General features: G+C 72.5%; 10 protein-coding genes. 3 read left to right on the plus strand and 7 right to left on the minus strand.

Annotated features, from left to right (window positions below; all coding sequences use genetic code 11):
- The first annotated feature begins 23 nt into the window (after nucleotides 1–23).
- Nucleotides 24–704, plus strand: coding sequence for a phosphatase PAP2 family protein (locus tag DEI94_RS00845; RefSeq protein WP_111027324.1), 681 nt, complete (start codon nucleotides 24–26; stop codon nucleotides 702–704).
- Nucleotides 705–761: 57 nt separating this feature from the next.
- Here DEI94_RS00845 and DEI94_RS00850 read toward each other — a convergent pair whose 3' ends face one another.
- Nucleotides 762–1,631 carry an ABC-2 transporter permease gene (locus DEI94_RS00850; protein WP_111027325.1) on the minus strand — a complete coding sequence of 290 codons (870 nt, stop codon included), beginning with the start codon at nucleotides 1,629–1,631 and terminating at the stop codon, nucleotides 762–764.
- On the minus strand, nucleotides 1,628–2,536 hold the full coding sequence (locus tag DEI94_RS00855; RefSeq protein ID WP_111027326.1) for an ABC transporter ATP-binding protein: 909 nt from the start codon (nucleotides 2,534–2,536) through the stop codon (nucleotides 1,628–1,630). The genes DEI94_RS00850 and DEI94_RS00855 overlap by 4 nt, the downstream gene beginning before the upstream one ends.
- Before the next feature lie 165 nt (nucleotides 2,537–2,701).
- Here DEI94_RS00855 and DEI94_RS00860 point away from each other — a divergent pair, with 165 nt between their 5' ends.
- Complete coding sequence (locus DEI94_RS00860; RefSeq protein ID WP_111027327.1) at nucleotides 2,702–3,010, plus strand: hypothetical protein; 309 nt, start codon at nucleotides 2,702–2,704, stop codon at nucleotides 3,008–3,010.
- 12 nt (nucleotides 3,011–3,022) lie between these two features.
- On the opposite strand, the gene DEI94_RS00865 is transcribed toward DEI94_RS00860, so the two are convergent.
- From DEI94_RS00865 to DEI94_RS00885, 5 genes are all read right to left on the minus strand, one after another.
- Nucleotides 3,023–4,111 carry a fatty acid desaturase family protein gene (locus tag DEI94_RS00865; protein WP_258378052.1) on the minus strand — a complete coding sequence of 363 codons (1,089 nt, stop codon included), beginning with the start codon at nucleotides 4,109–4,111 and terminating at the stop codon, nucleotides 3,023–3,025.
- 230 nt (nucleotides 4,112–4,341) lie between these two features.
- Entirely contained in the window at nucleotides 4,342–5,517 is a 1,176-nt protein-coding gene (locus DEI94_RS00870; protein WP_111027329.1) for a pyridoxal phosphate-dependent aminotransferase, read from the minus strand.
- A gap of 157 nt (nucleotides 5,518–5,674) precedes the next feature.
- Nucleotides 5,675–6,634 (minus strand): DMT family transporter, encoded by a 960-nt coding sequence (locus tag DEI94_RS00875; RefSeq protein ID WP_111027330.1) that lies wholly within the window; start codon nucleotides 6,632–6,634, stop codon nucleotides 5,675–5,677.
- A 3-nt stretch (nucleotides 6,635–6,637) separates the two neighbouring features.
- Nucleotides 6,638–7,054, minus strand: a complete 417-nt coding sequence (locus tag DEI94_RS00880) for a GNAT family acetyltransferase (RefSeq protein WP_111027331.1) — start codon at nucleotides 7,052–7,054, stop codon at nucleotides 6,638–6,640.
- Nucleotides 7,055–7,131: 77 nt separating this feature from the next.
- A complete protein-coding gene (locus DEI94_RS00885) occupies nucleotides 7,132–10,629 on the minus strand; it encodes a bifunctional proline dehydrogenase/L-glutamate gamma-semialdehyde dehydrogenase (RefSeq protein WP_111027332.1) in 3,498 nt (1,165 codons plus the stop codon).
- A 168-nt stretch (nucleotides 10,630–10,797) separates the two neighbouring features.
- Between DEI94_RS00885 and DEI94_RS00890 the strand changes: the two genes are divergently transcribed.
- Nucleotides 10,798–11,700, plus strand: coding sequence for a LysR substrate-binding domain-containing protein (locus tag DEI94_RS00890; protein WP_111027333.1), 903 nt, complete (start codon nucleotides 10,798–10,800; stop codon nucleotides 11,698–11,700).
- Nucleotides 11,701–11,719 lie beyond the last annotated feature (19 nt).

Raw genomic sequence — 11,719 nt, forward strand, 5'->3', positions numbered from 1 at the left:
GCGCGCTCGGCCAGGATGAGCCGATGGACACGCGACCCCGGACCGCCTCGAGCCGGGCACGCGTCGCCACCGCGGGTGCCGTGCTCGTCGCGCTCGTCCTCGTCGGCGTCGTCATCACGCACGACGCCGACTGGCACGCCGCCGAGCTCGCCGTGGACCAGGCCGCGATCGACGGCGCGCCGCCGTGGGCGCACGCGATCGCGCTGGTGATCGGGAACACCCTCGCCCCGGGTGGGGCCACCGTCATCGTCCTCGTCATCGCCGCGATCACGTGGGCGGTCCGGCGCCGGTCGGAGGCGGTGCTGACCTCCCTGGCGCTCACCGTCGTGCCGTGGTGGGCGACCGAGGCGCTCAAGCTCATCGTCGAGCGGCCGCGTCCAGCCGTGCGGGGCGTCGCGGCGATCTCGACCCCGTCGACGTGGTCCTACCCCTCCGGTCATGCCGCCGTGGCGACCGCGCTCGTGATCGGCGTGCTGGTCTTGCTCGCGCCGACGCTCCGGGAGCGGCCCGTGGCGCGGCGGGTCGCCATCGGCCTGGGCGTCGTGGTGGTGGGGGTGGTCGCGGTGTCGCGTGTGGTCCTGGCGGTGCACTACCCGACCGACGTCGTGGCGGGACCGCTCTGCGCGGCCGCGTTCGCCGTCATCGTGGGGGAGATCCGGCGGGCGATCATGCGGCGGAGCCGGCGCGCGTCATCGGGTCGATGACGAAGCGGGAGCGGAGGCCCGACCGGACGACCGGCTCGAACAGCCCGGCAGCTCCGGTCAGGCGTCTCGGCGTTCGGCGGCGAGCACGCCGAGACCGACGAACACCCCGGCCCAGAGCCCGAGTACGAGCGCGGCTTGCCAGGGGTCGAGCGACGACGTGAGGCCGTGCGGGTCGTACGACGACATCGTCGAGGCCGCCTGGCTCGGCAGGTAGGCGATCAGGTCGGTCACCCAATGCGCCTGAGTGACGCCGCTGAGGATGCTCATGATGATCGGGAGCACGAACAGGATGCCGACCGAGAGCGTGATCGCGAAGGCCGAGTTCCGGACGAGCATCCCGATCCCGACGGCGAGCAGACCCACGAGTGCCAGCGCTCCCGCTCCGCCCAGCAGTGCCCCCCACAGACCCGGCTCGCCGAGGTCCGGGTGGAGGCCCGCGCCGGTGACCACGGCGATCGCGATCCCGGTGCTGATCGCGACCGCGACGATCCCGACCCCGAACGCGACGAGGACGAACACGAGCGCCTTGGCGCCGAGGGCGTCGAAGCGGCGCGGCGCGGCGAGGAACGTCGTACGGATCATGCCGGTGCCGTATTCGCCGGTCACGATCAGGGCGCCGAGCACCGCGACCACGAGCTCCGCGATGCTGGTGCCACCCGTCGCTGCCTGCGCGAGCGCCGAGGTCGCTCCCGGGCGGCTGCCGGTGTCGCCGAGCCCGGTACTCGAGATCGCGACGGCGACGAGGAAACCGAACCCGACCGTCAGCGCGACCGCGATGAGGAAGCACCAGTACGTCGACCGGAGCGTCCAGAGCTTGATCCACTCGGCATGGAGCAGACCGCCGAAGGTCAACCGGGCGGCGACGCCGGACCGGGGAGCGGTCGACGCTGCCCGCTCGGTGGACGTCCCGATCTCCACGCCGCTCATCGCGCGCCTCCTGACACGTACTCGGTCTCGTCTCGGGTCATCGCGAGGTAGGCCTCCTCGAGCGAGGCGGAGCGTGGCGTGAGTTCGTGCAGCACGAGTCGGTACTCGGCAGCGAACTCGCCGATCCACGCCGCGTCGGGCCCGGTGATCTCGAAACGATCCGGGGCGACCTGCTGGACGCGTCCGCCGCCCCGCGCGACCGCCTCGGTGAGCGGATCGAGCGCCGGGCCGGCGACGACGACGGACGACCCGGACCGCGCGAGCAGGGCCGCCATGGGTTCGTCGACGAGGAGCCGACCCTTGCCGACGATGACGATGCGATCCGCCGTCTGCGCCATCTCGCTCATGAGGTGGGACGACAGGAACACGGTCCGGCCCTCGGACGCCAGGTGCTTGGCGAGGCCGCGGACCCAGAGCACGCCGTCGGGGTCCAGGCCGTTGACCGGCTCGTCCAGGATCACGACGGCCGGGTCACCGAGCAGCGCAGCCGCGATCCCGAGGCGCTGACCCATGCCGAGCGAGAACCCGCCGACGCGCTTGCCCGCCACGCTGTCGAGCCCGGTCAGGCCGATCACCGTGTCGACGCGGGCCTGGGAGATGCCGTGCGTCGCGGCGAGGGCTCGGAGGTGTGCTCGCGCGCTCCGCCCCGGGTGCACGGCCTTGGCGTCGAGCAGCGCGCCGACCTCGTGCAGGGGCGCGCGGTGGTCGGCGTAGCGACGGCCGTTGATGGTGGCGGAGCCCGCGGTGGGACGGTCGAGGCCGAGCATGAGCCGCATGGTCGTCGACTTGCCCGCGCCGTTCGGCCCCAGGAACCCGGTCACGAGCCCCGGTTGCACCGTGAACGTCAGGTCCTGCACGGCCGTCGTCGCGCCGAAGTGTTTCGTCAGTCCTGCAACGTCGATCACGTCGTCGCCCTCCCCCTGGCTCCCGCGCCTGTGCGGCGGTGGCACTCACCATAGGGGAGGAACGGGTCACTCCGGCAGGGTCAATCGGCGCGGATGTGGATCGACTCGGCACTCGACGCGCGTGTGGAGGACCTGGCACGCTGTGGCTGACGAGGGGAGCGACCGATGGCCGAGGACGAGCGAGATCGCGCATCCGCGCCCGAGGGGGTCGGACGCTTCGCGCATCTGCCGCCGGAGGTGGATCCCGCCGAGGTCGTCATCGAGATCCCGGCGTTCGAGGACGACCGCCTTGCTCCGCCGCCCGTTCCGCCCGCCGCGGCATCCGAGCTCGTCGCCGCGACCCAGGTCGCCGAGGCGTCCGGCGGTCGGAGGACGATCCACCGGACGCAGGTCCGCGCCGGACTGGTCATCGCGGGCGTGCCGATCGCGGGCGTCGTGGTGGTCGCCCTGCTGGAGATCCTGTTCGGGGAGTGAACCCGAGGGCGGTCAGCGCACCCGGAGTTCGGCCACGAGCGGGCAGGCGAACGGGTCGCGCGCGGCGAGGCCGACCTCGTTGAGGTACCGGACGACGATGCCGTAGGACCGCACGAGCGTGGTCTCGGTGTAGGGCACGTCGAGCGTCGCACAGTGGTCGCGGACGAGCAGACGGGCCTGCTTGAGCGCCGGCCGCGGCATGCTCGGGAACAGGTGGTGCTCGACCTGGTAGTTGAGGCCGCCCATGAGGAACGACACCCACCAGCCGCCGCGGATGTTCCGGGAGGTCCGCACCTGTCGCGAGAAGAAGTCGACCTGGGCGTCGTGCGCCAGCACGGGCATGCCCTTGTGGTTCGGGGCGAACGAGGCGCCCATCATCACGCCGAACACCGCGAGCTGCACCCCGAGGAACGCGAACGCCATGCCGAGCGGCAGGAACCAGAACACCACGGTCAGGTAGATGCCGAAGCGGGCCGTCAGGAGACCGCCCTCGATCCAGCGGTGTCGGGCGTCCGCCTTGGTCGCGGCGCCGGTCACGACCGAGCGGACCGCGAGCCAGTGGAGGTTGATGCCCTCGAGGGTGAGGAGCGGGAAGAATGCATACCCCTGGACCCGCACGAGCAGGCGGAGCGGACCGCGCGCCGCGGCGGCGTCCTCCGGACGGAACCGGATGGTGTCCGGCGCGATGTCCGGGTCCTTGCCGACCGTGTTCGGGTTCCCGTGGTGCCGGGTGTGCTTGTTCATCCACCAGGAGTAGCTCAGCCCGACGAGGAAGGTCCCGAGCAACCGGCCCGCCTGGTCGTTCCACTTGTGCGATGCGAACACCTGCCGGTGCGCGGCTTCGTGCGACAGGAACGCGAACTGGGTGAACAGGACGCCGAGCGCGGCCGCGACGATGAGCTGGAACCAGGAGTGGCCGAGGAGCGCGAACGCGGCCCACACGACCCCGAGCGACCCGATGAGGGCGCCGAACAGCGCCCAGTAGAAACCGATGCGGCGGCCGAGGAGGCCTTGCTCCTTGACCTGGGCGAGGATCGAGGAGTACGTGGACGTGCCGCTCGTGGTGCCGGAGCGGGGACGCGTGCGGACGATGCGCGGCACGGTCGGATCGGTGGTCGTCAGGGCGACTGCTTCCGTGGGGGGAGCGGCCCTTCGGCCGGCTCCTGTCGGGTTCCCCCGCGGGTGCGAGGTTGGCGTCAACGTAGGGGGACGAGATGCGCGTTCGCTGTCCATGCGCCCTGAGTCGGCCTGGCTCGCCCGTACCCCGTTCGGTCCTCGCTGCCATCCCCGAAAGCCCGGGTGCCCGCTGTGTCGCGGGCCGGTGCCGCCGATCAGCCCAAGGACGACACGAATCGGCCGAGGCGCGCCAGACCCTCGTGCAGTGCATCCATCGACGCCGCGTACGACAACCGGACGTGCGACTCCGCCGTGTGGACTCCGAAGTCGCGGCCCGGCGTCAGGGCGACGTGCGCCTCGTGCAACGCCCGCTCGCAGAACTGCCACGAGCTGAGTCCGGTCCCGGTCACGTCGAAGTACACGTAGAACGCACCGTCCGGTGGGACCGGCACGGGGAGGCCGATCCGCACGAGGCCGTCGAGCACGACCGCCCGCCGCGCGGCGAACTCCGCTCGCCGCGCCTCCGCCACGGCGAGCGATTCCGGGGTGAAGCACGCGAGTGCCGCCGCCTGCGCCGGGGCGGACGCGCACAGGAAGTAGTTCTGCGCCAGGCGTTCGGTCACGGGCACGAGTTCCTCGGGCACCACGCACCAACCCAGGCGCCACCCGGTCATGCCGAAGTACTTCGAGAAGCTGTTGACGACGATGGCGTCGGGATCGATCGACAGCACACTGCGAGGACGCCGACCCTGCTCGTCCGGGTCGCTGAGGTCGAGGTAGATCTCGTCCACGATCCGCCACGCGCCGCGCTCCCGCGCCGTCGCACAGATCGCCGCGAGGTCCTCGGGACGGATCGAGGTGCCCGTCGGGTTCGAGGGCGTCGCGATCATCACGCCTGTGGTCCGCTCCGTCCAGTTCGCCCGGACGGCGTCGTCGTCGAGCTGGAACCGCGTCTCGGCGGTCGTCGGGACGAGGGTCACCCGTCCCCCGAACGTCTCGACCAGTTCGCGGTTGCAGGGGTACGACGGATCCGCCATGAGCACCTCGTCACCGGCGTCGACGAGCGCGGCCGTCGCGAGGAGCAACGCCGCCGACGCGCCCGCCGTCACGACGATCCGCGCGGGGTCGATCTCGACGTCGTGCTGCGTCCCGTAGAACGCGGCGATCGCCGCGCGCAGCGCCGGGAGGCCCAACGCGGCCGTGTAGGGGAGTGGCCGTCCGTCGGCCACCTGGCGCAGGGCCTCCAGGACGGCGGGTGGTGCGCCGGAGTCGGGCTCGCCGAGGCTGAGCTTGACGACGTCGTGGCCCTCGGCCTCGAGGGCTGCCGCCTGCTTGCCGAACTCCATCGCGTAGAAGGGTGCGACGGCGCGGGCGCGGTGCGAGAGCTGCATGGGGACCTCCGGATGCTGCAGGCTCTCGATTCTCCCTCAGCCGCCGGCAGCTTCCGGCCCCCCGAGCCCTTCCGCCGCTCGCCGCCCGAGCCCGAGCCCGAGCCCTTCCGCCTGTCTCGGCGACCGGCTCCGCGGGAACCAGCGGTTCCTGGGGAGGTCAGCGCGGCGGGCGGACCAGCACCACCGCGACGAGGAGCAGCACGATGCCGACCACACCCGCGACCGTGAGCGGCTCGTGGAGCACCACGACCGACAGCACGGTCGCCACCAGCGGCTCCACGAGTGACAGCACCGCCGCGGTCGTCGCCGCGACCCCGCGCTGGAGTCCGCCGTAGAACGCCAGGTACCCGAGCACGGTCTGCACGAGCGCCAGGAACGCGACCCCGCCCCACGCCGAGGGCCCCGCGCTCGCGAGGTGGAACCCGGTGCACAGCGCGAACACGGCGGACAGCACCCCGGCGAGGGTGAACGACACGGCGATGAGCGTCGACGGCCCGAGACCCGGGATCACACGCCGGTTCACGATCGAGGTCCCCGCGAACGCCAGCCCGGCCACGAGCGCGAGCAGCACGCCGACCGTGTTCGAGGACCCGACGGCAACGCCGGCGCCGGAGACACTCGCGCTGCCGGCCCCGGGCTCGGAGCCCGAGACGTCGCTGACGAGCAGGAGCCCGGCGACCGCGGTGGCGAGTGCGAGGACCACCGTGGCGCGGGGCGGCCGGCGCTCGTGCAGTGCCGTGGCGACCGCGACCGCCACGGGCGCGACCCCGAGTGAGATGACGGTCGACACCGCGACGCCGACGAGCGAGACCGACTCGAAGTACGCGGTGCCGTACACGCCGGTCAGGACGGCCGTCAGGAGGACGTGCCCCAGGGCCTCCCGGCTGCGCGGCACGCGCCGGAGGCCGCCCATCGCCGCGGTGACCGCGAGCATGACGATTCCGCCGCCGAGCAGACGGAGCGCCGAGATCGCCGGCCAGGACATCGCGCTGTCCGCGGCCACGATCGTGCCCGCGACCCCACCGGTGCCCCAGAGTGCGGCGCCGAGTGCGACCAGGACGCTGCCGGACCGGGCCGAGTGGGGAACGGCTCGGCCGGTGTCGCGAGGATCGGGCACGACTCAGTCCTCGATCAGGCGCTTCCCCATGCTGACGGCCTCGTACTGGGCGTAGCCGAGGTGCTCGTAGAAGTCGACGACCCCGGTGTTGTCGGGCCGGACCTGGAGCTGCACCTTGGGGCACCCGAGCGCCAGGAGCGCCCCCTCCGCCCGTTCGACGAGCGCGCGACCGAGTCCCGTGCCGCGCTGGTCGTCTCCGACCGCCAGGTAGTTGATCCAGCCGCGGTGCCCGTCGTACCCCGCCATCACCGCGCCGACGATCCGCCCGGAGTCCTCGGCGACGAAGAACATCTCGGGCTGCACGGTCTGCTTGCGGCGGACGTCCTCGTGCGGGTCGTTCCACGGGCGGGTCAGCCCGGCCGCACTCCAGAGCGCCACCACGGCCTCGGTGTCGGTGTCCTCGAACGAACGGATCTCCATCGCACACACTCCTTTTCTGCGGCCATCCTCTCGTGCACGGCTTCTCAGCTCGGGGGCGCGGAGCCAGCGACGGTGTGTCAGATGAGCCCGTCCGACAGGTGGTTCGGCGTCCCGAACCGGTGGGCCGTGATCGCGATGGACTGCTCTCGCAGGAACGGCAGCAGCTCGATGCGGCCCGCCTCGGTGACCGGTCCGGCGTACACGGCGAGGTCGGGCCTCCCGTTCGTCGCGACGGCGAGGGCACGCACGGCCTCGACGTCCCCGTCGATGAGCCGGATCCGCCCGCCGCCGAGTCGACCAGCACGGGCGTGGAACGCCTCGGCGGACTCGACGGCCACCGATCCCACGTGGGGCTCGGCGCGGAGTGCGGTCCGCACGGCCTCGGGGAGGGCGCACTCCGGGTCGACCGAGACGGCGACCGCCGCCTCCGCGGCCGCCGCCGCACCGACCACGCGGACGAGCGACGCGACGCTGCCACCCGCGGTGAGCCGGACGAGCACGGGTTCCGGCCACGGCAGGTACCGGGCCACGTTCCGCTCGGCGCTGAGCCCGGAGACGTCCGCGGCGGTGCCGAACAGCGTCGACCACGCGTGCGCGTCGGACCGGAAAGCGCGCGCGAGCAGCGCACGGTCCGGCTCGGACAGCCCGGCACCGGCATCGGCCTGGAGGCGCGCAACGGCTGCGGACGTCACCGCATCACCGGCGCTCGCCGCGGTCGGCTCCCACGAACCGAGGCCGATGAGGTAGTTGACACCCCCGGCCTTGGTGCCGGGCCCGACGGCGGATCGCTTCCACCCGCCGAAGGGCTGCCGCCGGACGATCGCGCCCGTGATCCCCCGGTTGACGTAGAGGTTCCCGGCCTCGACCCGCGACAGCCATGCGCCGATCTCGGCGGGGTCGAGCGCGTGCAGCCCCGAGGTCAGTCCGTAGTCGACCTCGTTCACGATGTCGATGGCCTCGTCGAGGGTGTCCGCGGTCATGACGCCGAGGATCGGCCCGAAGTACTCCGTGCGGTGGTAGTCCGATCCGCGCCGGACCCCACCGCGCACCCCGGGGCTCCAGAGCAGACCGCGATCGTCGAGCTGCTCGGGCCGGAGCTGCCACGTCTCGCCAGGGCCGAGCTCGGTCAGACCCGTGAGCAACTTGCCGCTGGCTGGCTCGATGATCGGGCCCATCTGCGTCGTCGGGTCCCAGGGGTACCCGACGGTCAAGGACGACACCGCGTCGAGCAGCTGGTGCTTGAACCGCTTCGACCGGGCGACCGAGCCGACCAGTACGACGAGCGACGCTGCGGAGCACTTCTGCCCGGCGTGCCCGAAGGCGGACTGCACGACGTCCTTGACGGCGAGGTCGAGGTCCGCGGACGGCGTCACGATGATCGCGTTCTTGCCGCTCGTCTCGGCGAGGAGCGGCAGATCGGGCCGGAAGGACCGGAAGCGCTCCGCTGTCTCGTACGCGCCCGTGAGGATCACCCGATCGACGAGTGGGGAGGCGACGAGGTCTCGGCCGAGGTCCTCCTCCGACACCTGCACGAGCGCGAGCACGTCGGCGGGCGCGCCCGCGGCGGCCAGTGCATCGCCGATGACACCGGCCAGCACCGCGCCGCAGCGCTCGGCCGGACCGGCGGGCTTGAGCACGACTCCCGATCCGGCAGCCAGCGCCGCGAGCGTCGACCCGGCCGGGATCGCGACGGGGAAGTTCCACGGCGGCGTCACGAGCGTCAGGGCAGCGGGGACGAACCGGGCACCGTCGACCTCGTCGAGCGACCGCGCGAGTTCGGCGTACCAGTGGGCGAAGTCGACGGCCTCGGAGACCTCGACGTCGGCCTGGTCGATCGTCTTGCCGGCTTCGGCCCCCATGACCTCGACCAGCTCGGTGCGGTGCGCCTCGAGCGCCGCACCGATGGCGTGCAGGACCCTCGCTCGGTCCTCGCCGGACCACGATCCCCACGTCGAGCCTGCCTCGCGCACGCGCTGCAGGGCGGCGGCGAGGGTGTCCGGCTCGGTGATCCGGGCCTCCTGCACGGCGTCGATGCCGAGCGTGCTCGTGGACATCCGCTCGATGACGCCGCGCGCCCACGCGCGGTGCTCGGCGACCGACGGATCCGTGTCCGGCGTGTTCTCGAAGTGCCCGAGGGTCGGCCGCGGAACTGCCGCGAACCGGTCGGCGACCCGATGCGGAGCAGGAGCCTCGAGGCCGCCGGACTCGGCGAGCGGAGCGAGTGACGCGCGGAACCGGTCGGCCTCGCGCTCGAACAGCGCCTCGGACGTCGACAGCTCGAACACGGCGGACATGAAGTTGTCCGGCGAGGCGCCTTCTTCGAGGCGACGGATCAGGTAGGCGATCGCGACGTCGAACTCGCCGGGGTGCACCACCGGCGTGTAGAGCAGGAGACCCCCGACGGTCCGCTTGACGGCCTCGGCCTGCCCCTGGGCCATGCCGAGGAGCATCTCGAACTCGATGCCGCTCTGCACCCCGCGCTCCCCGGCCAGGAGCCAGGCGTGCGCGATGTCGAACAGGTTGTGCCCGGCGACCCCGACCCGGACGTTGGCGATGCGCGACGGCGTGAGGGCCCAGTCGAGCACGCGCTTGTAGTTCGTGTCGGAGTCCTGCTTGGTGTGCCAGGTCGCCAGGGGCCAGCCGTGGATCGCGGCCTCGACCTGCTCCATGGGCAGGTTCGCGCCCTTGACGAGCCGGACCTTGATCCCGGCGCCACCGCGGGCGCGGCGTGCCGCGGACCACTCCTGGAGCCGCTGCATGGCGCCGAGCGCGTCCGGCAGGTACGCCTGGAGCACGATCCCGGCCTCGAGGTCGAGGAACGCCGGATCGTCGAGCAGCGTCGTGAAGACCGCGATCGTCAGGTCGAGGTCCTTGTACTCCTCCATGTCGAGGTTGATGAACTTGTGAGGGGAGGCGGCGGACGCTCGGGCGAACAGAGGGCGGAGCTTGGCGACGACGTCGGCGACGGCTTCGTCGAAGGCCCAGGGCGAGTGCGGGTGCACGGTCGACGACACCTTGATCGACACGTAGTCGACGTCGTCGCGGGCGAGGAGCCGCTCGGTGCCTTCGAGTCGACGCGCGGCCTCGCGCTCGCCGAGGACCGCCTCGCCGAGCAGGTTCATGTTGAGGCGCACGCCCTCGCGCTTGACCCGTTGGATCGCCGGCCCGAGCGCGGAGTCGGACGCGTCGATGATCAGGTGCCCGACCATCCGCCGAAGCACGCGGCGCGCGATCGGCACGACGACGTCCGGCAGGACCGGGGCGAGCCCGCCACCGGCGCGCACGAGCGCACGCATGGCGGCCGGGAGGAACGTGGGGACGTCCGGCGCGATCCGATGGAGCGTCCGGGCGGCGACGGTCCGGTCCTCCGGCCTGACCACGCCGTCGACGAAGCCGACGGTGAACGCGAGGCCCTTGGGGTCGCGGAGCACGCCCGCGAGTTGAGCAGCCGAACCGTCGACGGGGTGGCCGTCGGCCTCGGCGAGCCACCGACGGACGAGCACGATCGTGGCGTCGACGAGGGGATCCGCGGCGGCGCCGTCGATGTCGTGCCGTGGGGTGGCGAGGTCGGTCATGCGCCCAGTATCGGGCTCCGGTTGCGGTAGCACCAGTGACGGTTGGTTCACGGTTATCGGTAGCGTTCCTACCGGGTTATCCACAGGCGTGACAGGTGGCCCCACGCACTGGTCGCGATCCAGCCACAGTGACATCCCACGGTCCACACACCCACACGAGGAGTCCGCATGCTCGACGTCCGGCGCATGGTGATCCTGCGCGAACTCGCCATCCGGGGCACGATCGCCGCCGTCGCCGAGGCGATGTCCTTCACGCCGTCGGCGGTGTCCCAGCAGCTGAACGCCCTCGAGCGCGAAACGGGCCTGGAGCTCCTCCGACCCGCCGGGCGGCGTCTGCAGCTCACCCCGCAGGCCGAGGTGCTCGTCGCCGCGGCGAGCGAGGTGCTCGACGTGCTCGAACGGGCCCAGGGTGCGCTCGACCAGTCACTCCCGAGTGTGCAGGGGCGGGTCCGCGTGGCGGTGTTCCAGTCCGCGGCGCTCGCCCTCATGCCGCCGGCCCTCCGCGCCATGGCCCGCACCCACCCCGACGTCCGCGTGGAGATGGTCCAGCACGAACCGGAGAGCGCCCTGCGCGCCACGTGGGTCCGGGACTTCGACCTCGTCATCGCCGAGCAGTACCCGGCGCATGCCGCCGCGTGGCACGCCGGGTTGGACCGCCAGGACCTGACCCGCGACGCCGTGCGCCTGGCGCTCCCGCCGGTCGACGCACTCGACCAGTCTGTGGACGACCTGCTCGGCGCAGCCGCCATGCCGTGGGTCATGGAGCCGCGCGGGGCCGCATCACGACACTTCGCGGAGCAGGTGTGCCGATCAGCGGGGTTCGAACCCGACGTGCGGTACGAGACGCCGGACCTGCAGACCCAGATCCGCCTCATCGAGTCCGGCAACGCGGTCGCGCTCATGCCGGACCTCGTGTGGACCGGCCGGAGCACCACCTGCCGCCTCGTGCCGCTCCCCGGGCGTCCGCAGCGGACCGTCTTCACGGCACAGCGGGAAGCCGGGGCCGGCTCCCCGGCGCTCCGAGCGCTGCGGCGGACCCTGGAGGCGGCGGCACGGCAGCTCCGGGCATGACCGGACGACGCGGGCGACC

The organism is Curtobacterium sp. MCBD17_040 (assembly GCF_003234805.2).
GTDB lineage: Bacteria > Actinomycetota > Actinomycetes > Actinomycetales > Microbacteriaceae > Curtobacterium.